Source organism: Xenorhabdus bovienii (assembly GCF_024721015.1).
Classification (GTDB): Bacteria; Pseudomonadota; Gammaproteobacteria; order Enterobacterales; family Enterobacteriaceae; genus Xenorhabdus; species Xenorhabdus bovienii.
In genome coordinates this window covers 67,135-93,812 of the sequence record NZ_JANAIF010000008.1, presented here as the reverse complement: position 1 = coordinate 93,812, position 26,678 = coordinate 67,135, and the positions used below count along the sequence as shown (strand labels likewise).

At 44.7% G+C, this 26,678-nt stretch carries 22 protein-coding genes and 3 tRNA genes; 4 read left to right on the top strand and 21 right to left on the bottom strand.

Annotated elements, in window-relative coordinates:
• The 16 genes from NXS07_RS04270 to NXS07_RS04195 form a co-directional block, all read right to left on the bottom strand.
• A tRNA-Arg gene (locus NXS07_RS04270) sits at positions 1–77 on the bottom strand.
• Between the two features lie 87 nt (positions 78–164).
• A tRNA-Arg gene (locus NXS07_RS04265) sits at positions 165–241 on the bottom strand.
• Between the two features lie 10 nt (positions 242–251).
• Positions 252–344, bottom strand: a tRNA-Ser gene (locus NXS07_RS04260).
• 434 nt (positions 345–778) lie between these two features.
• Positions 779–964, bottom strand: coding sequence for a carbon storage regulator CsrA (gene csrA, locus NXS07_RS04255; protein ID WP_010845367.1), 186 nt, complete (start codon positions 962–964; stop codon positions 779–781).
• Positions 965–1,211: 247 nt separating this feature from the next.
• Complete coding sequence (gene alaS, locus NXS07_RS04250; protein WP_258086217.1) at positions 1,212–3,839, bottom strand: alanine--tRNA ligase; 2,628 nt, start codon at positions 3,837–3,839, stop codon at positions 1,212–1,214.
• Positions 3,840–4,153: 314 nt separating this feature from the next.
• Entirely contained in the window at positions 4,154–5,230 is a 1,077-nt protein-coding gene (recA, locus tag NXS07_RS04245; protein ID WP_038192428.1) for a recombinase RecA, read from the bottom strand.
• Between the two features lie 105 nt (positions 5,231–5,335).
• A complete protein-coding gene (gene pncC, locus NXS07_RS04240; protein WP_238126704.1) occupies positions 5,336–5,839 on the bottom strand; it encodes a nicotinamide-nucleotide amidase in 504 nt (167 codons plus the stop codon).
• Positions 5,840–5,864: 25 nt separating this feature from the next.
• Positions 5,865–7,061 carry a lysophospholipid transporter LplT gene (lplT, locus tag NXS07_RS04235; RefSeq protein ID WP_258086216.1) on the bottom strand — a complete coding sequence of 399 codons (1,197 nt, stop codon included), beginning with the start codon at positions 7,059–7,061 and terminating at the stop codon, positions 5,865–5,867.
• Positions 7,062–7,065: 4 nt separating this feature from the next.
• Entirely contained in the window at positions 7,066–9,213 is a 2,148-nt protein-coding gene (gene aas, locus NXS07_RS04230) for a bifunctional acyl-ACP--phospholipid O-acyltransferase/long-chain-fatty-acid--ACP ligase (protein ID WP_038218665.1), read from the bottom strand.
• A 134-nt stretch (positions 9,214–9,347) separates the two neighbouring features.
• Entirely contained in the window at positions 9,348–9,872 is a 525-nt protein-coding gene (gene aroL, locus NXS07_RS04225) for a shikimate kinase AroL (protein ID WP_038208310.1), read from the bottom strand.
• Positions 9,873–10,037: 165 nt separating this feature from the next.
• The gene (proA, locus tag NXS07_RS04220) at positions 10,038–11,291 is read right to left on the bottom strand and encodes a glutamate-5-semialdehyde dehydrogenase (protein ID WP_038208313.1); all 1,254 of its coding nucleotides are present in this window, start codon (positions 11,289–11,291) and stop codon (positions 10,038–10,040) included.
• A 39-nt stretch (positions 11,292–11,330) separates the two neighbouring features.
• Positions 11,331–12,434 (bottom strand): glutamate 5-kinase, encoded by a 1,104-nt coding sequence (gene proB, locus NXS07_RS04215; protein ID WP_038208369.1) that lies wholly within the window; start codon positions 12,432–12,434, stop codon positions 11,331–11,333.
• Between the two features lie 113 nt (positions 12,435–12,547).
• The gene (gene crl, locus NXS07_RS04210; protein WP_038208316.1) at positions 12,548–12,949 is read right to left on the bottom strand and encodes a sigma factor-binding protein Crl; all 402 of its coding nucleotides are present in this window, start codon (positions 12,947–12,949) and stop codon (positions 12,548–12,550) included.
• A gap of 73 nt (positions 12,950–13,022) precedes the next feature.
• Positions 13,023–14,270: an esterase FrsA gene (gene frsA, locus NXS07_RS04205; protein WP_038208319.1), complete on the bottom strand. Its 1,248-nt coding sequence runs from the start codon at positions 14,268–14,270 to the stop codon at positions 13,023–13,025.
• Between the two features lie 15 nt (positions 14,271–14,285).
• Complete coding sequence (gene gpt / locus NXS07_RS04200; protein WP_038208322.1) at positions 14,286–14,747, bottom strand: xanthine phosphoribosyltransferase; 462 nt, start codon at positions 14,745–14,747, stop codon at positions 14,286–14,288.
• A gap of 29 nt (positions 14,748–14,776) precedes the next feature.
• Entirely contained in the window at positions 14,777–14,971 is a 195-nt protein-coding gene (locus NXS07_RS04195; protein WP_038208324.1) for a hypothetical protein, read from the bottom strand.
• A gap of 43 nt (positions 14,972–15,014) precedes the next feature.
• Between NXS07_RS04195 and pepD the strand changes: the two genes are divergently transcribed.
• A complete protein-coding gene (gene pepD, locus NXS07_RS04190) occupies positions 15,015–16,475 on the top strand; it encodes a beta-Ala-His dipeptidase (RefSeq protein ID WP_038218668.1) in 1,461 nt (486 codons plus the stop codon).
• A 62-nt stretch (positions 16,476–16,537) separates the two neighbouring features.
• On the opposite strand, the gene dinB is transcribed toward pepD, so the two are convergent.
• The 3 genes from dinB to NXS07_RS04175 form a co-directional block, all read right to left on the bottom strand.
• On the bottom strand, positions 16,538–17,593 hold the full coding sequence (gene dinB, locus NXS07_RS04185) for a DNA polymerase IV (protein ID WP_258086215.1): 1,056 nt from the start codon (positions 17,591–17,593) through the stop codon (positions 16,538–16,540).
• Between the two features lie 156 nt (positions 17,594–17,749).
• Positions 17,750–18,943, bottom strand: coding sequence for a Cmx/CmrA family chloramphenicol efflux MFS transporter (locus tag NXS07_RS04180; protein WP_238126699.1), 1,194 nt, complete (start codon positions 18,941–18,943; stop codon positions 17,750–17,752).
• Positions 18,944–19,191: 248 nt separating this feature from the next.
• Positions 19,192–21,234, bottom strand: a complete 2,043-nt coding sequence (locus NXS07_RS04175) for a choline transporter (RefSeq protein ID WP_038208333.1) — start codon at positions 21,232–21,234, stop codon at positions 19,192–19,194.
• 209 nt (positions 21,235–21,443) lie between these two features.
• Between NXS07_RS04175 and betI the strand changes: the two genes are divergently transcribed.
• From betI to betA, 3 genes are read left to right on the top strand one after another with little or no spacing between them, the layout of a single operon-like run.
• On the top strand, positions 21,444–22,040 hold the full coding sequence (betI, locus tag NXS07_RS04170) for a transcriptional regulator BetI (protein ID WP_038208336.1): 597 nt from the start codon (positions 21,444–21,446) through the stop codon (positions 22,038–22,040).
• Between the two features lie 20 nt (positions 22,041–22,060).
• Positions 22,061–23,539: a betaine-aldehyde dehydrogenase gene (gene betB, locus NXS07_RS04165; protein WP_258086214.1), complete on the top strand. Its 1,479-nt coding sequence runs from the start codon at positions 22,061–22,063 to the stop codon at positions 23,537–23,539.
• 27 nt (positions 23,540–23,566) lie between these two features.
• A complete protein-coding gene (betA, locus tag NXS07_RS04160) occupies positions 23,567–25,258 on the top strand; it encodes a choline dehydrogenase (protein WP_258086213.1) in 1,692 nt (563 codons plus the stop codon).
• Between the two features lie 167 nt (positions 25,259–25,425).
• Here betA and NXS07_RS04155 read toward each other — a convergent pair whose 3' ends face one another.
• Positions 25,426–25,863 (bottom strand): GNAT family N-acetyltransferase, encoded by a 438-nt coding sequence (locus NXS07_RS04155; protein WP_038218673.1) that lies wholly within the window; start codon positions 25,861–25,863, stop codon positions 25,426–25,428.
• Between the two features lie 156 nt (positions 25,864–26,019).
• Entirely contained in the window at positions 26,020–26,541 is a 522-nt protein-coding gene (locus tag NXS07_RS04150) for an apolipoprotein A1/A4/E family protein (RefSeq protein WP_258086212.1), read from the bottom strand.
• Positions 26,542–26,678: the final 137 nt, after the last annotated feature.

The window sequence follows — 26,678 nt, the reverse complement described above, 5'->3', positions numbered from 1 at the left end:
TGGTGCATCCAGGAGGATTCGAACCTCCGACCGCTCGGTTCGTAGCCGAGTACTCTATCCAGCTGAGCTATGGATGCGTTATCAGTTTTCTATTTCTGGCTAGGCGCTATTGATTGCCTTATTTCCAGAATCTAAATACCATAATAAAATCATGGAATTGAATATGGTGCATCCAGGAGGATTCGAACCTCCGACCGCTCGGTTCGTAGCCGAGTACTCTATCCAGCTGAGCTATGGATGCATTCTTAAAATGGCGGTGAGGGAGGGATTCGAACCCTCGATGCAGCTCTTAACCACATACTCCCTTAGCAGGGGAGCGCCTTCAGCCTCTCGGCCACCTCACCATTCGCTTTAAAACTTGCGACTTTGAAGTTTTCACTTCGTGAACTTTCAGAACCTTTACTTCTGAATCTTACTCAGAAGCTTTTCTTCAAGCTCTTCGTCGCTGCGATGGCGCACATATTACTTTCCCTGCCTGATAAGTCAAACAATTTTTCGCAACTTTTTTCCGTTTGGATACTTAGCACGCATAATGCTTAGTTTAACGGCTAAGGGGATGTTTTATCAACAGCACAATCCCTTAAATCTCGCTAAAATTTATGAAAATGATTATTCACCGCTATAACCTCATGAACGATGCTTTTTCAACAGATAGAAAATAAAAAGACGTGAGAGAATAAAAATAAGGTAGTAACGAAGCGTGAATCACTTCAATTTGGAAAGAGGGGGAAGCAGAGTAGCGCCCAAGTCTTAAAAAAGAGTGGACGCCATTCTTGAATTAAAAAGTTGTAGGCTGAGATTTCTCTGCCTGAATCCGTTGATAAATTTCTTCACGGTGAACAGAAACTTCCTTGGGCGCATTCACACCAATGCGAACTTGGTTGCCTTTAACTCCCAGTACTGTGACTGTTACCTCATCGCCTATCATGAGCGTTTCACCAACTCGACGAGTCAGAATAAGCATTCTTTGCTCCTTGAAAATTTAAAAGAGTCGGGTCTCTAGGTTTCCCCGCTATTATCCATCAAACACCGTGAAAACGTAAAGCAATGATATCTACTTAAAGTATAAGCAGTTTTGAACACATTTCCTATATCTATAGGATAGCTAAAATATAAGTATGCGCCCAACATTTCAACAATTTCACAACAAAAAAACATCCGGCACCATAAAAAACACTTTCATGGTGCCGTGGCTGTCACGGCAATACCAACTATAACCGCAATGTTACCCACTCTTCTACACTAGCCAATGCGGAAGGAAGAGCTGCTATATCAGTTCCGCCAGCCTGTGCCAGATCAGGACGTCCTCCTCCTTTACCTCCAACTTGCTGGGCAACAAAAGAGATTAAATCGCCTGCTTTTATTCTAGCAGTCAAATCCTTCGTTATACCAACAATTAGGGTGACTTTATCACCAGTCACAGTAGAAAGCACAATAATTGCTGATCCCAGTTGGTTTTTCAGATCATCAACCATCGTTCTGAGCATTTTTGGTTCAGTATCACCCAATTGTGTCACCAGTAGACGAACTCCCTGGATCTCTTTAGTTTGATTCGCCAAAGAGGAGCTTTCCTGAGCTGCTTGCTGAGACTTCAACTGCTGCAACTCTTTTTCCAACTGTTTTGTTCTATCCAGTGTCGTTTTCACTTTTTCATTCAGGCTACTTATATCACCTTTCACAAGATGAGCAATATCTTGCAGTAAATCCGTCTGCTGATAAACAGAATTCAGTGCAGTTTGCCCCGTGATAGCTTCTATACGACGAATCCCTGCAGCTGTACCTGATTCACTGGAAATACGAAATAACCCAATATCACCAGTACGGCTAGCATGAGTTCCACCACATAACTCAGTAGAAAAGCCTCCCATGCTCAATACACGTACCTGTTCATCATACTTTTCACCAAACAGTGCCATGGCACCTTTGGTTTTTGCTTCTTCCAATTCCATTAATTCTGTAACAATTGATGAATTTTTGCGGATTTCTTCATTCACCAGATTCTCTACCTGACGGATCTGTTCTGGCTTCATTGCTTCAAAATGAGAGAAGTCAAAACGCAGATATTTATCATTTACTAAAGAACCCTTCTGAGAAACATGTTCCCCCAGAATCTGACGCAATGCCGCATGTAGCAAATGGGTTGCGGAGTGATTCAAACGAATCGAATCTCGGCGTACTATATTAATCTCGGCATTGGCTGTACAATTTACACTCAAAGTGCCATTTATCAATTTACCAATGTGACCAATTGCCTGACCGTATTTTTGTGTATCCGCAACCTCAAATATCCCGTTACCATTGGACAGATTACCTGTATCACCAACCTGTCCACCAGATTCAGCATAGAACGCGGTCTTATCAAGTATCACGATCGCTTCTTCACCTGCATGAATTTGGTCAACCGCTTCACCATGACGGAAAATCGCCATCACCGTCGCTTGCTGTGAGTTGTGTTCGTAACCTGAAAAATCACTGCGCCCGTCAACTTTGATCTGTTCGTTATAATCTGTGCCAAAACCACTGGATTCACGTGCTCGGCGACGCTGGTTTTCCATCGCAACATCAAAACCAGCTTCATCGACTTTGATATTACGCTCACGGCAAACATCCGCCGTCAGGTCAACCGGGAAACCATAGGTATCATAGAGGCGAAAAGCAGTTTCGCCATCAAGAATGTCCCCAGACAGTTTTGCCAGCTCTTCATCCAGCAATTGCAGGCCTCGTTCCAGCGTACGGGCAAATTGCTCTTCTTCAGTTTTCAATACCTGTTCAACCAACGACTGCTGGTGTTTTAGCTCATCGCCTGCCGCACCCATAATTTTGATCAGTGGAGCAACCAGTTTATAGAAGAAGGTTTCTTTTGCGCCCAGCATGTTGCCATGGCGAATTGCACGGCGAATGATACGGCGCAACACATAACCACGGTTCTCATTCGACGGGATAACCCCATCACAAATCAAGAAGGCGCATGAGCGGATATGGTCTGCAATAACACGCAGAGATTTGTTGGTAAGATCGGTTGTGCCAGTCACTTCTGCCACAGAAGCAATTAGATCGCTGAATAAATCGATATCGTAGTTGGAATTGACGTGCTGTAACACTGCGGTGAGACGTTCCAAGCCCATTCCGGTATCAACAGAAGGTTTTGGTAATAGCTCCATTGTGCCATCCGCGTGGCGGTTAAACTGCATAAAAACGATGTTCCAGATTTCAATATACCTGTCACCGTCTTCTTCTGGGCTGCCTGGAGGCCCACCCCAAATATGCTCGCCGTGGTCATAGAAAATTTCTGTGCAAGGACCGCAAGGACCGGTATCTCCCATTTGCCAAAAGTTATCTGATGCATAAGGAGCGCCTTTGTTATCACCGATTCGAATAATTTTTTCTGCTGGAACGCCAACTTCTTTGTGCCAGATATCATAGGCTTCATCGTCTGTCTCATAGACAGTAACCCACAGTTTTTCTTTTGGCAGATTGAACCATTCTTTGCCTGTCAGCAGTTCCCATGCGTATTTAATCGCATCTTGTTTAAAATAATCGCCAAAACTGAAATTACCCAACATTTCGAAGAAAGTGTGGTGACGGGCTGTATAACCAACATTTTCTAAATCGTTATGCTTACCGCCAGCACGAACACAGCGCTGAGCCGTTGTTGCTCGAGAATAAGGCCTTTTATCCAACCCAAGAAAAACATCTTTAAACTGGTTCATCCCTGCATTAGTGAACAACAAGGTTGGATCATTATTTGGCACCAGTGAACTGCTTGGTACTATCTGGTGCCCTTTAGTGTGAAAAAAGTCAAGAAACGCCTGACGGATCTCAGCGGTGCTTTTGCTCATAATTGTCCCGAAATCAAGCTGAAAAAACAGATTCATGTATGGTTGAGGTGGTATAGCGCATCACCATTTCAACTCACGAATAAATTAAAATAGGGTTAAGATAGAATGTCTTCCATAAGAAGTAAAATCCCATATAAATTCATCCGCTTTTCAGCATTGTAATTCGTCTGGACATTTTCTGAAAGTCTGTTTGTCAAGCCAGTTTCAGTATCCCTGTATCAATGATGTTGATTACTCCTATAAAAACAAAAACCACATCCCGACAGGATGTGGTTCTTCAGAAAACAGTTTGTCACAACAGAGTGAACGAGTAATTAGAACTCTTCGTTTTTCACTTCTTCACCGTTATCTTCATAATCGGCTACATAATCAGAGACTGCACTACTGAATCCACCTGTATTATTCAACAGCAATTCACGCAGTTTTTTATCCAGCTCAGCAGAGACTTCTGGGTGCTCTTTCAGGTAAATCGTGGCATTAGCTTTACCCTGCCCAATTTTATCTCCGTTATAGCTGTACCATGCACCTGCTTTTTCGACCATTTTGTGCTTAACGCCCAAGTCGACCAATTCGCCAAAGGTGTTAATACCTTCACCATACAAGATCTGGAATTCAGCTTGTTTGAACGGTGCCGCAATTTTGTTCTTGACTACTTTCACACGAGTCTCGCTGCCAACAACTTCATCGCCATTTTTTACGGAACCAGTGCGGCGGATGTCCAAACGGACAGATGCATAAAATTTCAGTGCATTACCACCTGTTGTGGTTTCTGGGTTACCAAACATCACACCAATTTTCATACGGATCTGGTTGATAAAGATTAGCAGAGTATTCGAGTTTTTCAGGTTACCTGCCAACTTACGCATGGCCTGACTCATCATACGAGCTGCCAAGCCCATATGGGAATCGCCGATCTCACCTTCGATTTCCGCTTTCGGGGTCAATGCAGCAACGGAGTCAACAACGATGACGTCAACCGCCCCAGAGCGTGACAAGGCATCACAGATTTCCAGTGCCTGTTCACCTGTATCAGGCTGGGAGCACAGCAGGTTATCAATATCTACGCCCAACTTTTTGGCATAAACCGGATCAAGGGCATGTTCGGCATCAATAAAAGCACAGGTTTTGCCTTCACGCTGGGCAGAAGCAATAACTTGCAGTGTCAATGTTGTCTTACCCGAAGATTCAGGCCCGTATATTTCAACAATACGGCCCATTGGCAAACCACCCGCACCTAATGCTATATCCAGTGACAGTGAGCCAGTAGAGATAGTTTCAACATCCATTGAGCGGTTTTCGCCCAGACGCATGATAGAACCTTTACCAAATTGTTTTTCAATTTGACCCAGCGCCGCTGCTAGTGCTTTTTGTTTGTTTTCATCGTTAGCCATGTTTACTCCTTCGTAAGCAATGAAGGGGCTGCCCCACTGCTGATAAACCGTTTCTGATACCAAAGTGCTGGAATTAATTATACTGTATAATCATACAGCATCAAGCTAATTTTTTATGATTTCTTCCAGCAGTGTTTTTAAAGAAAAAATGACAGCCTGGAGCCGTACTGCATTGCGATCACCCGTAAAATGCTGGCGATATGTCACGGTATGTACATCCTCACCATTACGGTAGGTAAACCCAAAGTAGACCGTTCCCGTCGGTTTTTCTTCACTGCCACCATCCGGACCTGCGATGCCACTGACAGAAACAGCAAAATCTGCTCTGGCCGCCTTTAATGCCCCTACTGCCATTTCTTTAACGACCTGTTCACTCACCGCACCAAACTGCACCAGTGATGCCTGTGATACACCCAGCATTTCATTTTTAGAATCATTGCTATAGGTCACGAAACTGCGGTTAAAATAGGCCGAACTTCCCGCAATATCTGTGATCACTTTAGCAATCCAGCCCCCTGTGCAGGATTCTGCACAGGTTAAGGATAATTTTTTCCGTTGGAGTTTCTTTCCAAGTTCAATACTAAGCTGATTCAGGATTTTTTCATCCATAACAAGCCTTCAATTCTATAAGAAATTAATTTTTCCGAAGCAGATCCCAAATCCATACTCCCCCCATTGTCAGCGAGAACAAGATACCAAAACCAATACCGACGGCAACGACCGAGGCGCCCAGCATGATGGAAATTAGGTACAGACCCAACATCACCAGCATCGCGCTGTTTTCACCAAAATTCTGCACAGCGACAGCCTTACCTGCGCCCATCTCGCGTTTTCCATGCTCCTGCAATAAAGCATTCAATGGAACGACAAAGAGGCCGCCAAATAGACCCAGGACAGTTAGGATCAAGTAAGAAGACCATATCGATTGCTGAACAGCAAAAACAATCACCATAATGCCAATCAGAATACCTGCGGGCATACAACGACGAACTGTTTTCAAGGTGATAAACCGTGCAGCCAGCCCGGCTCCCACAATGATACCAACGGCAACCATTGCATTCATCAGCGTAGGTGTCGTATTACCCTCAATCCCCAACACGACGGGAACCCACGCTACTAACAGGAAGCGCAGCGTTACCCCGGCTCCCCAGAACAGACTGGTTCCTACTAGCGAAAATCGTGTTTCCTGATTACGCCAAAGCGCAGAACAGACAGCCATAAAATCCACCAGCATTTTTTTGGGATTCCATCCCTTACCCTGGCGCGCAGCAGCAAGCCGGGGAATATAGAAATTAGCCACCACAGCCGCACCATACATCAAAGCACAAAGACCCAATGCCAATGCCAGATTGATATCAGACAGGAAACCGCCAGCCACTGAACCAATTAAAATAGCGGCGATTGTCGAAGCTTCCATCACACCATTGGCTTTGACCAAACGACCACCATCGGTTAATTCGCCCAATATTCCGTATTTAGCGGGAGAATAGGCAGCGGCGCCTATCCCCACAAGGGTATATCCGAGGAAAGGATTCATATCGATGCAGATACTGATGGCACCAAGTAATTTGATGCCATTGGCGAAAAGCATAACCCGGCCTTTCGAAAACCGATCAGCAATTTGCCCCACGAAGGGGGCAAGCACAATATAGGTCAGCACGAAAACAATTTGCAGGGCTGGCAGACTCCATCCAGGGTAAGCTTCAGCCTTCAATTGAGCTAAAATGGCAAAGAACAGCGCATTGTCAGCAAAAGCAGTGAGAAATTGAGACAGTAATACTGCTTTCATTCCTTTATTTAACAGTGGTTGTGTCTCTACAGTGCCATTCATTTACTTACTCCTGTTCTGCCATTTTTCTTAATGTGACAAAATCCGGTTTTCCGCTGCCAAGCAACGGTAATTGCTTCACATAACGAATATCGCGTGGAACCGCCAGTTCAGGCATTCCCATTTCTCGGGCAACCCCCGACATCGTATTTCTATTCAGATTAGCATCGGTTGTAAAGAGTACCAGCGCTTCACCTTTGCTAAGATCACTCTTAGCTGTAGCTGCATGTAATGCGTCAGGAGAGACTCGCGATGCAATTTGCTCTACAGCTTCGAGAGAAACCATTTCTCCTGCCAATTTTGCAAAACGCTTTACTCGCCCTTTGATCGTACAAAAACCTTCGTCATCAACAGAAACGATATCGCCTGTATCATACCAACCGATATGAGTATTACCTTCGGCATCTTCTGCGGTTGGTGGTTCCAGACGCTCAGGCGCTTCAACACGCAGATACCCCTTCATGACATTCGGCCCACGCAATTGTAAACGACCGCCGCCCTCAATGCCCTGTACAGGAAGAAGGCGAGCTTCCATCCCCGGTAAGATCCGTCCGACAGTTCCCATTTTAGCTGCCATGGGTACATTAATTGCTACAACAGGGGCACACTCTGTCACACCGTAGCCTTCCAGAATGCGAATACCGAATTTATCCAACCAAACACGCTTAGTGTTTTCTGACAGTTTTTCTGCCCCAGCAACCACATAGCGCAAGCGGGCAAAATCATAAGGATGGGCAAAACGGGCATAATTCCCCAAGAACGTTGAAGTCCCAAACAAGACGGTACAATTACGATCATAGACCAGTTCAGGCACGATACGGTAGTGCAATGGGCTTGGGTAGAGGAATACACGGCTACCTGTCATCAACGGAGTAAATAAACCGACTGTCAGACCAAAAGCATGGAACAGCGGTAAAGAGGACATAAAACGATCCTGAGGGGTAAAATCAGCAATCGTTTTAATTTGCTCAACGTTCGCCAATAAACTGGCATGACTGTGTACAACACCTTTCGGCGCACCTTCAGAGCCTGAGGTAAACAGGATCAGAGCATCATCATCAGGTTTCTGGGAAGACATGATGGCCTTGGTAGGAAAAATCAGGTGCCATAGTATCCAAAATTTATCTTCCCGCGTAATCGTGTCTTTCAGATCTTCAAGATATACCCAATTGGCTTCCGTAACCTGTTCTGGCAGGTGGGTTAATTGCCCTTTTTCCAAAAATTGACGAGATGTCACGATGGTTTTGATTGTTGCCGCTTTCATGGCATTTTTAATACCATTCGTTCCCGCAGTGTAGTTCAACAGAGCAGGCACCCGCCCTTTCAGCGAAGCACCGTATATGGCAGCGGCCATAACTGTAGCATTAGGTAACAGAAGTCCAACCCGCTCATTTTTTTGAGTAAACCGTTCTAAAATCCGACTGACACCCAATATTTTTTTCAGCAATGCGTGATAGCTATCTTCCTTTAAAGCCACATCTTCAATACAGGGTTTGAAGCGGCCAAAACGTTTTTGCGCAGCAAGGTAAGCACTAAATAACGTCTCTTTTGGACGGGTCTGCATCCTCACATCCATCATGATGGCGTGAAGATGTTCTCCCGCCAAACGACGACGAGTTGAAGAATTTGGTGCATCCGGCATAGGGAAATCGACCGCAGGCAAAACCTTGATGGTGATTTTCGGAAACCAATGCAGTTTCATAATCTCTTTCAGGCGCCCAAAAATACTTTGCTCTGCGCCATCAATACGGACTGGAACCACTTTTGCGCCTGATTTAGCCGCGACAAAAGCAGCACCGTCATAGATCTTCATGAAAGAGCCCGTTATCGTGATCCGCCCTTCTGGAAAAATAACGATAGGGCGCCCGTTATCAACCTCTTTAACCAACGTCCTGACTGCCATAGGATTGTTCGGATCTAAGGGGACAACATCTGCATAAGGCTTAATCAATCTGAGAAAAGCGGGGGTCGCAAGATGGGAATAAACGGCGAATACCGGCTTTACCGGCAGAAAAAGCCCAATCAGAAGACCATCCAAAAAAGAAATATGATTGGGTGTAATAATACATTTGGGATGGTTGAACTGCTTATCATCACCTTCTACCGTGACTCTAAAGAGCACACGAACAACTAATCGTATAAATTTTACGAACATATCCATATCTCAATATAATTAAATAAAATTAAAGTGAGTCAGTAAAATGATACTATAATTGGTATAAGCAGTCTGAGATATAAAATTTTCCGGCTATATAAAAAATAAGCACAAAGATATTTGGATATATCAAATTATCCTATTTCTTGGTTTAAAATATAGCTAATAATTAAAGATAAAATATTTTCTGTCGAAGAATTAGCATCCACAATGAAATTTGCACATTCACGGTATAACTGTTCTCTTTCAGTCAAGATACTTTCGATTTCTTCTGTGATCGATTTACCTGTCAGACTGGGGCGCTGTGTATTTTCTGGGTTGAACGATAGTCGTTTGATTAAAACTTCTGCTGGAGCCTGTAAATAAGTCACAATGCCATTTTGTTGCATATACTGGCGGTTTTCAGACGACAGTATCATTCCGCCTCCCGTTGAAATAACGCACTTATTCTGACTGACAGTTTTTAGTATTTGGCTTTCTAATTCCCTGAAATGTGTCCAACCATATTGTTCAACAAGGTCAGCAATGGTCATTCCACAGGAGGCTTGAATACTTTTATCAGTATCAATAAACGCATACGATAGTGCTTCAGCCAACAACTTACCTATTGTCGTCTTCCCAGCACCTCGTGCGCCTACGATAAATAGAGTCTGTTTCATTTCGTTGTTTTCCTGAAGGTATATAGTTAAGCTTAAACACAAAGTGTAGTAACTAAATATTTACACCAATATAAAAAATACTTTTCATCAAGCAAAAAGCCACACTTACGATAAAGTGTGACTTAACATCGCTTAATGAACGCTATCTAACAATGGATTTCGACATTAACGACGGGATAGATAATCGCCATAACCAATCCACTTATAAGTCGTCAACGCATCCAGCCCCATCGGGCCTCTGGAGTGTAACTTCTGGGTACTGACAGCAACTTCTGCCCCTAGGCCAAACTGGCCGCCATCAGTAAAGCGAGTACTTGCATTCACATACACGGCCGATGAATCCACATGACTGACAAAATAATTAGCCTGTTGCAGACTCTCTGTCAGGATAGCATCCGAATGAGCAGTACCATATGTGCGGATATGGCTAATAGCCTGATCGATACCACTGACAATCTCAACATTCATATCCAGCGACAACCATTCATCGCAGTAATCTTCTTCTATTACTTCAACGACTTTTGCCGGGCCATCTTTCAGCAGTGCCATCGCAGATACTCCTGCGTGCAGTGTCACGCCCTGCTCTTTCATTCTGGTACTTAATGCTGGCAGAAAATCAGACGCTATTTTTTCATGCACCAGCAAAGTTTCCAAGGAATTACAAGCACTTGATCTCTGAACTTTTGCATTAGTGATCACATCCAGTGCCTTTTCAACATCGACACTTTCATCCACGAATGTGTGACAGACACCAATCCCCCCGGTGATCACCGGGATAGTAGATTGTTCACGACAAAGCTTATGCAAACCAGCACCACCACGCGGGATCAACATATCAACATAGCTATCCATTTTCAGCAATTCAGCAACTAACTCACGATCGGGTTTACTGATGGCCTGAACCGTAGTGGCAGGTAAACCACTTTGCTCCAACGCCTGCTGAATAACTTTAACCATAGCCTGATTGGTATGATGAGTTTCCTTGCCACCACGCAAGATAACCGCATTTCCAGTTTTCAAGCACAGTGAGGCGACATCAATCGTGACATTTGGACGAGCTTCATAAATCACGCCAATAACGCCCAAAGGAACACGACGACGACTAAGTTGCAGACCATTATCCAATGATTGCCCATCTATCACCTGCCCAACCGGATCAGCCAAGCGACAAACCTGACGCACATCATCAGCGATGGCACGCAATCGTTCAGGTGTCAGCAATAATCGATCAAGTAGCGCTTCACTCATGTTTTGTTCACGAGCCTGTTCCATATCTTGCTGATTAGCTGCAAGAATCACTTCTGTTTCTTTTTCAAGCAAGTCAGCAATGTGACTCAGAGCCTGATTTTTCTGGCTGGTACTCAATTGAGCCAGTTGCCATGATGCTGCTTTAGCTGCTTTTCCCATCTGCTCTAGCATGGTGGAATCCTTAACTCACTATCAATTACGATCAGTTAACTAACTTACGATCATATCATCACGGTGCACAGCAACCGCGCCATACTCATAACCCAGTATCTGGCTGATTTGCTGTGAATGATGGCCTGCAATCAGACGTAAAGCGTCGCTATTGTAACGACATACACCGCGGGCTAGCTCCTTGCCGGACAAGCTGCGGATACGGATCACTTCACCACGGGAAAAATTACCTTTGACGTTTTTCATCCCTTTTGGCAGTAAGGAACTGCCTTTTTCAAGGATGGCGGCTTCTGCTCCGTGATCAACGATGATTTCCCCTGCGGGAGGCGCACCAAAGATCCAGCGTTTACGATTTTCCATCGGGCTGGCCTGACCATGAAAACGAGTGCCAACTGATTTGCCTTCGATGACATCTGCAACAACGTCCGGTTTATTACCCGCTGCAATGATGACATCGATCCCCGCACGCCCTGCAATTCCCGCAGCCTGAAGTTTTGTGGCCATTCCGCCTGTACCCAGACCTGAAACGCTATCCCCTGCCATCATTTTTAACTCATCGCTGATATCATGCACTTCAGGAATAAGCTTCGCTTCAGGGTTATTACGCGGATCGGCAGTATAAAGCCCTTCGATATCAGTCAAGAGCAACAATTTATCTGCACTACCCAGAATCGCAGCCAGCGCAGAAAGGTTATCGTTGTCGCCGACCTTGATCTCTGCTGTTGCAACAGCATCATTCTCATTAATAATGGGGATAATGTGGTTATCAAGTAGTGCATGAAGCGTGTCTCTTGCATTCAGAAAGCGTTCACGATCTTCCAGATCCGCACGGGTCAGCAACATTTGACCAACATGAATACCATAAATGGAAAAAAGCTGTTCCCACAATTGAATCAATCGACTTTGCCCAACGGCCGCCAGCAATTGCTTTGAAGCAATCGTAGCAGGCAAATCTGGATATCCCAGATGTTCCCGTCCTGCTGCAATCGCACCCGAGGTCACAATGATAATACGGTGGCCTTTTTCATGCTGTTGGGCACATTGCCGAACCAGTTCCACAATGTGAGCACGATTCAAACGACGAGAGCCACCAGTCAGTACACTCGTTCCCAGTTTCACAACCAATGTTTGGCTGCCATTCATCATATTTCTGCCATTACAGTAAGTTTGAAAAAACAATGCTCAGTTTTAACAGGAGAGGAGCGTTATGCCAACCGACATAACGCAAAATTAAAAAAAGCGGCCTTAGAACAGACTCATGCCATAATTTGAGTCTGAAGAGCGATGGTGTTTTTGGACGGGATCAACGTAAGTTTGAAAGTATTAAAAGAATCAGTCAGACGTTTGTGAAATGCCTGCAAAGTTGATTCAAGATGCTCAAGATCAGCAATTTTTTTGATACCCATCGGCTGCCATTCACCATTTTTATCAAATAGACCTATCTGATAGTTATAAACAAACCCTTTTTCGTCTTCTTCCAATTCCAGCCACCATCCCCAAAACTCCCTTTTTTCCGGAACCACCTTTGCACTGACACAAACAGCTAGGCAATCAAAGAAAAAATAGCCATTTTGGCATTTTAATTCACGTATATACGGTCCTAATGCAGAAAAGCTCTTCAACAACTTATTTCTAGAATAATTTACGGGTAAAGTCATACAAAGGTCTCCTTCATATACAGAAACACGGTTGCATCAAACGGTTTAAAAATATCATTCCTTAAATTTAAGTTTAAGAAGCTTTATCTTTCAACCATACACTTGTTTCATGTAACGCCTTATTAAAACCACTATAGACTGGCGTAGAAGGAATTGCCAATAACGAACCATCCATTGATGACATTGCAATAAATTTTGAGTCTTCCCTTGGGCTGAAAACATCATCTTTCCAATAAACGGAAAGCATTGGCACAGAACAGCGACGCCCCAGCAATCCTTGGTTTTTCAGTGAATAACAGCTCAATTCTAAACGTAAGGCGGCTTCATCGACGTGATAGAGTCCCAAACGATTAGCAAGCACATCAATGTACATTGACGGTATATTCTGCTGTCGTTTCTCGTCATTCAGCAATGTATGAACTATCGGGCCAATAACGGCCACGCCCTTAATAAGTTGAGGCTCCAGATAAGCAAGACGTACTGCAATATTTGCGCCGAAACGAAAGCCCATAACGCCTACACGAGTATGATCAATCCACGGAATTTGATTCAACTGCTGAAGAACCTGCTGATGGAGTATGCACGTATCCTGCGTCAATTTGAATTTGGCAGAGTAACCAACAGCAGGCATATCTACTGTCAACATGGCAAAACCGAGTGGAGCAAGATGATCACGAAACAGTCGCCAGAAGTCACTCTGCACATTGTCAAGGCTGGTACAGACCAATATTGTTGGACATGGCTCTTGAACGTTAGGAGGAAGATGCAATAAGCCTGTGACACTTTTGCCCTCTTCTAACTGAAATTCCAGCTTTTTCAATTCATAGTCAGAACAGTGAGCCGCATTTTCATAGGCTTTACTGGCCAACGCAGCAGCCTGTTCAGCCAGTTCATCACCGCGCAAATGAGGATAAGCCGCAATGCTATATAACATCGCAGCCTTTAGCCAAGATGTTCCTGCTTCAGATGTCTGCTCCGCACGCAGCGCCTCCTGTTGCCAGTACATAGCCTGCTGCGTCCATTCAAATGCCCAGTTTCCCTTACGATAGCCGATCACAGTATCCAATAAATGGTCATCACTGCGTTCGGCATCTATCACTGCAATCCTGCTGAGAACATCCTGAATTTCCAGTGGATTGATTCCCCTCCAGATCCAAGCAAGCCAATCAATCATCCGATACCAGTGCTCGCGGCGTTCTCCACTAAGTATCCTATCACTGGCCGCTGTGGACTGTGGACGGACATATTTTACCAGTGTAGACGTTTCCTGCTGTTTAAGCCGAGGCTTAAACAGCGATTCTGAAAGGTTTTGTTTAGTCATAACAAAAGAAAAAGATTACGGTTTATTACAAATAGGCGGAACGAATACCACACCCATATCCCATGGCTGTTCGATCCATGTATCTTGCGGGATATCAATCAAATAATCATCCACTAAAGGACGGCCGGCAGGTTTGGCGAAAATAGTCACGAAATGCGCTTTAGGATACATGTTACGGATTGCCTGCGCTGTACCTCCGGTATCAACCAAATCATCGACAACGATGAAACCTTCTCCATCGCCTTCCGCTTTTTTCACTACCGTCAATTCACGCTGATTGTCATGATCATAGCTGGAAATACAAACGGTATCGACATGACGGATTCCCAGTTCACGTGCCAACAATGCACCCGGTACAAGCCCACCACGACTAACGGCAATGATGCCTTTCCATTGTTCTACAGGAAGTAAACGTTGTGCTAATTTACGGGCATGCATTTGCAACATATCCCACGTTACAACATATTTTTCGCTCATATGATTTGATCCTGAAAACTAAGAATATCTCAGAAAAGAGTTTTTTGCGGAAAAAGAAAAAAAGGTTGCGCGGGATTATAGTGATTTGGATCGGCAAAAACCAGTAAAAAACAAGGGAAATACTGATCCTGACTGCACATCTCAAACAAGAAAATGATATCCTCGGGCATGGCATGGGCATTGGGACAGCTCAAGATGACAAAAGCTCCCAATGCGTCAGACATTACTATTTCCATCTCATCAAGATGCAGTTACAGGAGATTCGCCGTGTCCGAATTATCAACATTATCCCCTCAACCATTATGGGATATTTTTGCCCAGATTTGTTCCATCCCACATCCGTCCTATCACGAGGAAGCACTCGCGTCCCATATCATTGAATGGGCCAAGAGCAAAAATTTTCATGTAGAACGGGATGAAGTCGGTAATATTCTGATCAGAAAACCAGCCACAAAAGGTATGGAAAACCGCCAGTCAGTCGTGCTTCAGGCTCACCTTGATATGGTGCCTCAGAAAAACAATGATACACAACACGACTTCACAAAAGATCCTATTCGTACTTATATTGATGGTGACTGGGTAACTGCTGAAGGTACAACACTGGGCGCTGATAACGGCATCGGCATGGCTTCTGCTCTTGCAGTACTGGCAGATGAATCCGTCAAGCACGGCCCACTGGAAGTTTTACTGACTATGACTGAAGAATCCGGCATGGATGGCGCATTCGGACTGCAATCAGGCTGGTTACAGGCTGATGTTCTGATCAATACCGATTCAGAAGAAGAAGGCGAGATTTACATGGGTTGCGCTGGTGGCATTAATTTTGTCTCAACCCTGCCACTTTCCCGCGAAACATTGCCTGCGGGTTACCAAACTTTGCAACTGACTATTAAGGGATTAAAAGGTGGCCATTCTGGTGGTGATATTCATCTGGGATTGGGCAACGCCAACAAATTGCTGGCACGTTTCCTCGCCGCACATTCAGATGAATTGAATCTAAAATTGATTGATTTCCAAGGGGGAACCCTGCGCAATGCTATTCCTCGCGAAGGTTCTACCGTCATTGCCGTTCCGGCAACTCAGCTCGAAAAACTGCACCAATTGACAGATGACTATCTGGATACGTTGAAAAACGAATATGCGGTCGTTGAAGCAAATTTGATCGTCCTATTGGATGAAATCGAAACTTCCTCACAGGCACTCACTACAGATTGCCAGACTCGCTTCCTATCCATGCTAAATACCATGCCTAATGGTATGATCCGTATGAGTGATGTTGCTGAAGGCGTAGTTGAAACTTCCCTGAACGTAGGCATTGTCACTATGGAAGAAGATAAAGTCGAGATTATCTGCCTGATCCGTTCATTGATCGACAGTGGCAAGGCTTACGTTGTTGATATGCTAAATTCTCTGGCAAAACTGGCAGATGCAGAAACAGCAGCAAGTGGCAACTATCCGGGCTGGCAGCCAGATGCCAACTCGCCAGTCATGCATTTAGTTCGTGAAACCTATCAGCAATTATTCGACAAGATTCCCAATATTATGGTGATCCACGCAGGTCTGGAATGTGGTCTGTTCAAAAAACCGTATCCGGATATGGACATGGTTTCCATTGGCCCAACCATTCGTGGCGCCCATTCGCCTGATGAAAAAGTTCACATCAAGAGCGTTGGTCAATACTGGCAGTTGTTAACCGCTATCCTAAAAGCGATCCCGGTTAAAGAGTAATACGTGCCTCCCCTGCTTATCAGCCGTAGGGGAGCTTCCCTTTCAGCATTACCAGCCCAATATTACCATTCCAGTAATAATTGCCGTTCCAATTGTGGATTCTGTAAAGTCACATGCAGCCCAACCAACCGCACCCCCCTTCCTTCTCTGCGCATTTCCCAAGCCTGTTTTGCCACCTGAATTAGATCCGATTTATCCAATAATGGGTGAAGATGTTCCTGTGTCGTCAATTGAAAATCATCAAATTTTAACTTGATGCCCTGACGGGCAATGCGGAGATCGGGTTTTACCTTACCTAAACGTTTTTCCAATTCTGGGTAAAGTTTTTCAATGAGTCCAACACAATCACGCCATTCATGAATATCCTGTGCCAACGTTTTTTCTACGCCAACAGACTTACGTAAGCGATCGGGGCTAATTTGCCGCTCATCAATACCATGACTGCGCTCCCAAAGTGCCAGCCCAAATTTCCCCAGTTTTTTAATCAACGCAACCTTGTCGTAGTTTTGTACATCAGCACAGGTTTCCAACCCCATATCAGATAGACGCTTGGATGTGACTTTTCCCACTCCTGGAATTTTGCGTAATGGCAATGACTTGACGAATACCTCAATCTGTTCAGGGGAAATAACATATTGCCCGTTAGGTTTATTGATATCAGACGCAATTTTTGCCAGAAATCTGACCGGGGCAACACCTGCTGAAGCGGTCAGTTGCAATTCATCAAAAATCACCTGACGGATTTGCTGAGCAATTAACGTCGCCGAGCCGTGGCAATGTTGACAGTCTGTCACATCCAAATAGGCTTCATCCAGTGAAAGCGGTTCAATCAGTTCAGTGTAACGGGAAAAAATCTGGCGAATATGCTGAGAAACTTCTTTGTAGGATGCCATTCGCCCAGGTATGACTTTCAATTGAGGACAGAGTTTCAATGCCATTGCTGTAGACATGGCACTGTGTACACCAAAACGGCGAGCGGAATAACTTGCTGTGCTGATCACTCCACGCCTGTCTGCGCTGCCACCAACCGCCATGGGAATATCGCGGAGTGATGGATTATCCCGCGTTTCAATGGCAGCAAAAAAGCAGTCCATATCAATATGAATAATTTTGCGCATTTCACCTCTCCATGCCTCTTTCCACGCCAAAATAACTGTATAAATATACAGCCTCATATCATTGAGCGCTACTTGTTTTTTAAGAACTAATTCCTGTTACAAGTTAGCGCTCTGTATGAAGTTTTGTTTATATTTAGCCTTGATGGGATGAAATTTTTAATCGTTGTGACAATTTTTATGATGTAAACGCGCGTCAATCAGTATTGGGACAAGTGCAATAATTGCCAGTAATGCTCCCACTCCAGCCACAGAAGATAAACCGTAACCTGCCCCGATTGCAAAGCCAGCCAGCAAGGGGGCTAATGTGATCCCGAGCTGGAAAGCGGATACATTAGTTGCACCTGCCAGTGTCGGCGCATTAGCAGCAATGGTATAGACCCGGTTCATGACGGCAGGGTTAACAACGAAACCAGACACTCCGAGCAGAAATACCAGACAAGTTGTGGCTATCACGTTTTCAGCTAAAAAAGTCAACGCAATAGAAGACACAATGATACCAATAGTGCCAATCATCAGCGTCTTGAATGGGTATTTGTCTGCTGTCCGCCCACCTATAGTCAATCCGATAAAAGCGCCGATACCAAACAGTGCAAGCACCGCAGGAACCCAAACCACCGCCAGCTTGCTGATATCAATCAATAATGCCCCCAAATAGCCGAATGTCGCCATATAAGCGGCGGTTGTCAGCATAGTAGTGGTATAAGCTACCCATAATTTCGGTTGTGCCATGGTTTTCAATTCAGTATCTAATACCGGAACCTCTACCTGATTCGGTTGTATCTCCGGCAACATAAACCACAATGCTATCGCCATGACTGATGTTGCTGCGGCAACCGCCCAGAAACCGGCACGCCACCCCGCTATATCACTAATCACCGTTCCTAATGGCCCACCCACTACCATCGCCAGACTCAATCCGCTGACAACCACGGCCAATGCCCTTGCCGTGCGATCCTGGGTCACTAAATTAACTGCCGTCGTCGCAGCAACTGCCCAAAACCCAGCGTAAGCGATACCACTGACAACTCGGGCAATCAATAACGGCCAATAATCGGGCGACAGCATTCCAATGGCGGTAGCGGCAACAAACAGAGCCTGACTCAACAATAATGTTGCTCGTCTGGGCCAACGCAATGTTGCTACAGCCAACGAGGGCGCTCCGAACAGAACACCAACGGCAAATGCAGAAATTAACATCCCCGCAGAGGGTAACGAGACTTGCAGATCCTCAGCAATTTTTGGCAGCACACCTGCGATTAAAAACTCTGAACTTCCCATCGCAAACAAACTTAAACCCAGTAGATACACAGCAATAGGAATTTTGGATTGCATAGCATTCGAAATAGACATGGATGAGCTCCCAGAGCCTTCATTAAGGCGAGATGACTATAAATTACCGATTAAAGTACAACACTATTAATCAATAAATCAATTGAATAATTAAATATAGAATGGAGACTTATGTTGATATTCTTGAATATGATTGATATTGGTAGGCTCGAATTCGTTAACTTAATTAGCAATTACAGACAAGGTAAAAAACAAAAAAACTGCCAACAACTCAATATATTGCAGGCAGCTTCCGTTATAAATCTATATTATCCCCCGTTCGGGAAAATCAACGTCTGACCCGGTGCTTCGCGATTCAGATGAATAAAGTTCAGATGCTTTTCGTAGTGATCGAGAATATCGCTGATAATTTGTTCTTTGGTGTAATCCATCAAGTCATTGCCCTGAGTCCCTTCCATCAAGAAAGTTTCCAATCGGTAATAGTAAGATTTACCCGATCTGGCACGATAGGTAAATCCAGGCACGGAATAACGCTGCGGCCAGACTTGGTACACAAAGTTTTGTTCATCCCCCAGATCGACAATTAACTCAAGCGGGCTCAGTCGTTCGTCCCCTTCTGATGGCAGCGCATTAAACTGTACTTTCGCACCACGTAATTCCAGCTCTTTTGCCACTTCCTGCATGGCAGGACGACAAACCACATCCAGCATTCGTTGGGTACTTTTCGTGCCCGGAAAATTCATCATGCGGCTCAGACGTTGCTTCCAGTTCAACGAACCATTGTCATGTACCAATGTTGGCGAGGTATTCTGCAATGAACTGGCTTTGCGGAAATCCTCCACACGCAAAGATTTGTACAATCCTGCCATGACAAAAAAAATCACAAAGCTAAAAGGCAAGCCCATGATTACCGTCATATTTTGCAAAGCAGAAATGCCATCCGTCATTAATATACCCAGTGTTAATACACCAATCGCTACTGACCAAAAGACACGTAGCCAGTTAGGAGCATCATTATTGATATCGCTGAGATTTGAGGTGAAATTCCCCAGAACCAACGACCCTGAATCTGCCGATGTGACATAAAACAGCAATCCCGTGATCGTAGCAACAGAGGCGCTAAACGTGAAGGCCGGATAAAGTGCCAGCAAGCCATAAAAACCTTGCTCTGGGTGCTCCAATACCGTTTCGGCCAATTGACGATTACCATGCAGGATTTCATACAATACACTGTTACCAAAAATTGATAACCATAACAACGTAAAGACAAACGGAATGATCAGCGTTCCCATCACAAACTGGCGAATGGTTCTGCCACGGGAAATACGCGCAAGGAATAATCCAACAAACGGTGACCAGGCAACCCACCATGCCCAGAAAAACAGCGTCCAGTTATTCATCCATTCGGTCGGGCGCTCAAATGCAAAACTATTGAGTGTCATTCCCATGAAACGGCTGATGTAATCCCCCACATTCTGCACTAATCCATTAAGTAGAAATTCAGTATTCCCTACACACAGAATAAACAGGATCAAGCCCAGTGCCAACAGCACATTCAGCTCGGACAGGAACCTAATACCTTTGTTCACGCCAGAGGTGACAGAAACAATGGCCATCACAACCGACAACAGTATCAGCCCGCCCTGAACCCCCAAACCTTGAGGCAATCCAAATAGCACTTTCAGACCATAATTCAATTGCACCACCCCAATGCCCAGCGTGGTTGCAATACCGAAAATCGTACCTATCACTGCCGCAATATCTACGGCATGACCAATGGGACCTTTTATTCGATTGCCAAAGATAGGATAAAGTGCAGAACGAATGGTCAATGGCAGGTTATAACGATAGCTGAAATATCCCAGCGCGATCCCCATCAAGGCGTACATTGACCAGCCCGTCAGGCCATAGTGGAACAGTGTCCACACCATCGCCTGACGGGCTGCTTCAATAGTTTCTCCTTCACCCGTTGGCGGCCGCATGTATTGTGTGACTGGCTCAGCCACCGAGAAAAACATCAAATCAATACCTATCCCTGCGGCAAACAGCATTGCAGCCCAACTGAGTAAACTGAATTCCGGCTTAGATTGTTCCGGCCCCAATTTGATAGAACCAAAACGAGAGGCGGCAACAAAAATAACAAATACAATGTAAAGCGTTGCGGCCAGCAAATAATACCAACCGAATGTTTTGGACACCCAATTCAGCGTATTTTTTATCCAGATACTTGTCGCATCAGTGAAAAAAATCGTGAATAAAGTAAAAACGATAATCAGCCCTGCTGAGGTGAAAAAAACGACAGAGTTCAGAGTATCCTTCTGAGTGTTTTTTGGACTGTCTGGTATGTTCATAGGCAGTTCCTGAAATTAATAAAAATAAAAAGACAAAAAAGAATAAAACAATTAACCGTTTGAATAAAAAACAAAAATTATGCTATATCGAATAAATTTAACCTGCCATTGTGAAAATATTGTAATAAAACATATTTAATTTTGATTGAACATTCAATTAAAAAAAAGTTTAATAACTGCCGAATGATTGATTTTCTGAGCATAAAAACATGCCAAAAATTGGAATGCAGTCGATAAGAAAACAGCAACTCATTGATGCAACATTAGCCGTAGTCAATGAGGTTGGAATGCAGGATGCTAGTATTGCGCAAATAGCCCGAAAAGCAGGCGTTTCCAACGGTATTATCAGCCATTATTTCAAGGATAAGAATGGGTTATTGGAATCCACCATGCGTTACTTATTGCACCAACTCGGAGTAGCTGTAGCACGGCGGTTACGACTGCTCGATAATGCAACCCCAGCCCAGAGGCTGAAAGCCATTGTTGAAGGGAATTTTGATGCCAGTCAAATCAGCAACGCAGCAATGAAAACCTGGTTAGCTTTCTGGGCAAGCAGCATACACCAACCCAATCTATACCGACTACAACAGGTGAACGAACGTCGTTTGTATTCCAATATTTGTGTCGAATTCAGGCGTGTCTTACCAAAAACAGAAGCTCGGCTGGCAGCACAAGGGCTGGCTGCCCTGATTGACGGCATCTGGCTGAGAAGTGCATTAAGCAGCAAACCTTTTGACATAAAAAGCGCGTTTACTATCACCATTGATTACATCGAACAGAAACTCGGAACACCTTACACAGCCTGAGTTCTGACTAAGGAGAATCCATGACTCGTTTTGGCTTACAAAAGCTTTATATCCACGGCACTTACGTTAATAGCGTTAATCCCGATAAAAATACTTTTGATGCGATCAATCCAGCTAATGGTGAGGTCATCGCTCAATTACAATCTGCAACAGAGCAGGATGTTGAGCTGGCCGTCAAAAGTGCTCAGAAAGGGCAGAAAATCTGGGCAACGATGACTGCCATAGAACGTTCACGGATCTTACTCAAAGCGGTTAATATCCTGCGCGAACGCAATGATGAACTGGCTGAGTTAGAAACACTGGATACCGGCAAGCCACTGTCTGAAACTCAATATGTTGATATTGTCACTGGTGCGGATGTGCTGGAATATTACGCTGGCTTGATCCATTCTCTCGAAGGTCAGCAAATTCCATTGCGCGAATCTTCCTTCGTCTATACGCGCCGTGAGCCACTCGGTGTCGTTGCCGGTATCGGGGCCTGGAACTATCCAATTCAAATTGCCCTCTGGAAATCAGCGCCAGCACTGGCGGCCGGTAATGCCATGATTTTCAAACCCAGTGAATTCACGTCACTCACCGCCCTGAAATTAGCCGAGATTTATACTGAAGCAGGTGTGCCAGATGGGGTGTTTAACGTTCTGACTGGCGCGGGTCATGAAGTGGGTCACACTCTGACAGTACATCCGAAAATCGCCAAAATGTCGTTTACGGGTGGCATTGTCACAGGCAAAAAAGTCATGGCGAATGCATCAGGATCAAACTTGAAAGAAGTCACGATGGAGCTGGGTGGAAAATCCCCGCTGATCATCTTTGATGATGCCGATCAGGATCGTGCTGCCGATATCGCCATGATGGCAAACTTTTTCAGCTCCGGTCAGGTCTGCACTAATGGGACACGAGTTTTTGTCCCGAAAGGACTGGCTCCCCAATTTGAAGCCAAAATTGTTGAGCGTGTTAAACGCATTCGCATTGGCTCTCCCCTCGATCCAAATACCAACTTTGGCCCTCTGGTGAGCTTTCCACATATGGAATCTGTATTGCGTTACATCGAAAGTGGTAAGTCTACCCATGCACGACTACTGTGTGGCGGTGAGCGTCTGCTGGAAGGTGAATTGGCGAAAGGCGCATTCGTTGCACCAACGGTATTTAGCGACTGCACAGATGATATGCTGATTGCGCAGGAAGAAATTTTCGGCCCTGTCATGTGTATCCTGACCTATGAAACGGAAGATGAAGTGATCAACCGCGCCAATAACACCGATTATGGCCTCGCAGCAGGATTAGTGACACAAGATCTATCCCGTGCACATCGCGTGATCCATCAACTGGAAGCAGGGATCTGCTGGATCAACACATGGGGAGAATCTCAAGCCGCCATGCCAGTCGGTGGCTACAAACATTCTGGGATTGGCCGTGAAAATGGGCTCGTCACACTGCAAAATTACACACAAACCAAATCAATACAGGTGGAACTGGGTAATTTTGAATCCCTATTTTAATCCATGACTGAAACAGAGGAGATAACAATGGTATTTGATTACATTATTATCGGAGCTGGTTCAGCAGGTAATGTGCTTGCAACCCGTTTAACGGAAGATCGCGATGTCACTGTCCTGCTGCTCGAAGCTGGCGGGCCTGATTACCGATTCGACTTCCGTACCCAAATGCCAGCTGCGCTGGCATATCCCTTGCAGGGAACCCGTTATAACTGGGCGTATGAAACCGACTCTGAACCCCATATGAACAACCGACGCATGGAATGTGGCCGTGGCAAAGGGCTTGGTGGTTCTTCACTGATCAACGGCATGTGCTATATCCGCGGCAATGCGCTGGATTTTGACAACTGGGCAACGCTATCAGGTCTGGAAGACTGGGCTTATCTCGACTGCCTGCCCTACTTCCGCAAAGCGGAGACACGGGACATGGGGGCAAATGACTATCACGGTGATGATGGGCCAGTCAGCGTCACTACGCCCAAACCGGACAATAATGAACTTTTTCATGTGATGATAGAAGCCGGTACCCAAGCAGGATATCCACGTACTGACGATCTGAATGGCTACCAGCAAGAAGGTTTTGGCCCAATGGATCGTACCGTCACTCCTGAAGGCCGACGTGCCAGCACTGCCCGTGGTTATCTGGATCAAGCACGGGCGCGCTCAAACCTCACTATCATTACTCACGCCTTGACAGATACTCTCGAATTTGAGGGAAAAATGGCCGTCGGCGTTAATTTTTATCAAGGTAATGATTCAACTTTAACGCAGGCAAGAGCACGTAAAGAAGTATTACTTTGTGCTGGCGCGATCGCTTCCCCACAGATTTTGCAACGCTCTGGCATTGGCCCTGAAGAAGTACTAAACGAGTTTGGCATTCCGGCGGTACAGATATTACCGGGAGTTGGGCAAAATCTACAGGATCATCTTGAGATGTATTTGCAGTATGAATGCCTCAAACCTGTTTCTCTCTATCCAGCCCTGAAATGGTACAACCAGCCAAAGATTGGCGCTGAATGGTTATTCAAAGGCACAGGTATTGGAGCGAGCAATCAATTTGAAGCAGGTGGATTTATCCGTACCAGTGAAAAATTTGCATGGCCGAATATTCAGTTTCATTTTTTGCCTGTTGCCATCAATTACAACGGCAGCAATGCAGTCAATGAACATGGCTTTCAAGCTCATGTCGGCTCGATGCGTTCTCCAAGCCGTGGTCGAGTCAAGATCACTTCGCGTGATCCACGCCAACACCCCAGCATTTTGTTCAACTATATGTCAACCGCGCAGGACTGGCAGGAATTCCGTGATGCCATCCGCATTACACGTGAAATAATGACACAGCCTGCACTGGCTCCTTACTGTGGTCGAGAAATCAGCCCTGGTACTGACATCCAGACAGATGAACAATTAAATACCTTTATTCGTGAACGTGCCGAAACCGCCTTTCATCCATCCTGTAGCTGTAAGATGGGTACTGATGAAATGGCCGTTGTGGATGGTCAGGGACGTGTGCATGGTGTTAAAAACTTGCGTGTGATTGATGCTTCGATCATGCCGGAAATTATTACCGGTAATTTGAATGCCACAACGATTATGATCGCAGAAAAAATCGCCGATAAAATTCGGTGTCGTACTCCACTACCACGCAGTCAGGCAAAATATTATGTTGCCAATGGCGCACCAGCTCGCAAATCGGCACAGAATACGCCATCAGTGAATTAATTTTCGCCAATATAAAATCAACGACCAGTACGGGAAAATTGGATATATGCAATACTGTTTGCACAACCATATTTCTCGTATTGGTATTTAAAACAAGCCAGATATTGATGGATACCTATTTTCAATACCAAGACATTTTTCTTAAAAAGGAAGCAACGAAAAAATGATTATGCTAAATCCAATGTCATAAAAATATGTTCTGCACCTTCTTCCAAATAGATTTCCCCACGCGCTTGATAGCCTAAACTTTCATAAAATCGCTGGGCATGGCATTGCGAGGATAAACCGATAGCTACAACGCCATTTTTACGTCCATAATCTTCAATAAACTCCATGACCTTACGACCAATGCCTTTACCTCGATACTCCTTCAATACCGCGACACGCCCGACTTTGAGCATATTATTGTCCATTGGAACTGCGCGTAATACTCCAATGGGTTTTTCACCATCAAATATCAGTACATGCAGAGCAATATCATCATATTCATCGATATCAATTTCTGCGTCAAATCCTTGCTCATCAGTAAATACTTGTTTGCGAATGGCAAAAGCCTGCTGAATTAATTCTGGATTTTCTCTTCCTACGCTGTATTTGATTTCCATTATTATGTCCTGAATGTGATTTGCAGAATGGGTATTAAATTACGGGTGAGCAGATAGCTAAGTCAAGTTGATAACAGAGGAAAAATAAGGGCAACCTTTTTCAGGTCGCCCTTCAGTATTAATTTATTTTTACTGACAGGATATTAAATCGCAGAATTAACTTTCCTCTGTTTTATCGCCGTCATTTTTGAAGCTATTGATAAAATCATCAGCCTGCTTATTGGCATCAGATTTTATTTCTTCCGCCTTTGATTTCACATCATCTTTAAGCTGGTTAGCCTTATCGGTGGCTTGATGCTGTATATCATCCGTTTTGGTTTTCACCTTATCCAGCGTATCATTCACAGACTTCGTGACTTCATTTTGCACATCTGCCGCTTTAGATTTCACCTGATCGGCCAGGTGATTGGCAGAATGACTTATCTGATTTTGTACTTCCTTAGACTTATCTACCAGACTATGACCTTCACGCATGGCACCTTCTTTCACTTCCTGTGATTTTTCCTTAGCACTATCCACTATTCCAGTGGTTTTCTGTTCAGCGTCATTTTTCATCTGGGTAGCACTTTCTTCAGCTTGTTGGGTAGAGTCTTCCACTTTTTGGGAACCATCATCACAACCAGCAAGCAATGCTACGATACCTGCAAAAATCAGAGAACTGAGAATCTTTTTCTTCATTGACTAACCCCTTGTACTTAAGGAAATTGCACTTACAGAAATGACCTCGCCAATGAGTGTTCTGACCGTTTGGTGCCACAACATCCCATAAGCACTTTGATCTCACTGCCAACGCAGTCAGCAATTGAGAAGGCATA

Excerpts from the sequence above, each read along its gene's own strand:
- proB (WP_038208369.1), bottom strand. The coding sequence starts at position 12,434 with ATGAATGGCAGCCAAACATTGGTTGTGAAACTGGGAACGAGTGTACTG.
- aas (WP_038218665.1), bottom strand. The coding sequence starts at position 9,213 with ATGTTCGTAAAATTTATACGATTAGTTGTTCGTGTGCTCTTTAGAGTC.
- gpt (WP_038208322.1), bottom strand. The coding sequence starts at position 14,747 with ATGAGCGAAAAATATGTTGTAACGTGGGATATGTTGCAAATGCATGCC.
- dinB (WP_258086215.1), bottom strand. The coding sequence starts at position 17,593 with ATGCGCAAAATTATTCATATTGATATGGACTGCTTTTTTGCTGCCATT.
- pncC (WP_238126704.1), bottom strand. The coding sequence starts at position 5,839 with ATGGATGAAAAAATCCTGAATCAGCTTAGTATTGAACTTGGAAAGAAA.
- NXS07_RS04155 (WP_038218673.1), bottom strand. The coding sequence starts at position 25,863 with ATGGAAATCAAATACAGCGTAGGAAGAGAAAATCCAGAATTAATTCAG.
- frsA (WP_038208319.1), bottom strand. The coding sequence starts at position 14,270 with ATGACTAAACAAAACCTTTCAGAATCGCTGTTTAAGCCTCGGCTTAAA.
- betI (WP_038208336.1), top strand. The coding sequence starts at position 21,444 with ATGCCAAAAATTGGAATGCAGTCGATAAGAAAACAGCAACTCATTGAT.
- alaS (WP_258086217.1), bottom strand. The coding sequence starts at position 3,839 with ATGAGCAAAAGCACCGCTGAGATCCGTCAGGCGTTTCTTGACTTTTTT.
- proA (WP_038208313.1), bottom strand. The coding sequence starts at position 11,291 with ATGCTAGAGCAGATGGGAAAAGCAGCTAAAGCAGCATCATGGCAACTG.
- NXS07_RS04175 (WP_038208333.1), bottom strand. The coding sequence starts at position 21,234 with ATGAACATACCAGACAGTCCAAAAAACACTCAGAAGGATACTCTGAAC.
- betB (WP_258086214.1), top strand. The coding sequence starts at position 22,061 with ATGACTCGTTTTGGCTTACAAAAGCTTTATATCCACGGCACTTACGTT.
- betA (WP_258086213.1), top strand. The coding sequence starts at position 23,567 with ATGGTATTTGATTACATTATTATCGGAGCTGGTTCAGCAGGTAATGTG.
- recA (WP_038192428.1), bottom strand. The coding sequence starts at position 5,230 with ATGGCTAACGATGAAAACAAACAAAAAGCACTAGCAGCGGCGCTGGGT.
- NXS07_RS04150 (WP_258086212.1), bottom strand. The coding sequence starts at position 26,541 with ATGAAGAAAAAGATTCTCAGTTCTCTGATTTTTGCAGGTATCGTAGCA.
- NXS07_RS04195 (WP_038208324.1), bottom strand. The coding sequence starts at position 14,971 with ATGTCTGACGCATTGGGAGCTTTTGTCATCTTGAGCTGTCCCAATGCC.
- csrA (WP_010845367.1), bottom strand. The coding sequence starts at position 964 with ATGCTTATTCTGACTCGTCGAGTTGGTGAAACGCTCATGATAGGCGAT.
- aroL (WP_038208310.1), bottom strand. The coding sequence starts at position 9,872 with ATGAAACAGACTCTATTTATCGTAGGCGCACGAGGTGCTGGGAAGACG.
- NXS07_RS04180 (WP_238126699.1), bottom strand. The coding sequence starts at position 18,943 with ATGTCTATTTCGAATGCTATGCAATCCAAAATTCCTATTGCTGTGTAT.
- lplT (WP_258086216.1), bottom strand. The coding sequence starts at position 7,061 with ATGAATGGCACTGTAGAGACACAACCACTGTTAAATAAAGGAATGAAA.
- crl (WP_038208316.1), bottom strand. The coding sequence starts at position 12,949 with ATGACTTTACCCGTAAATTATTCTAGAAATAAGTTGTTGAAGAGCTTT.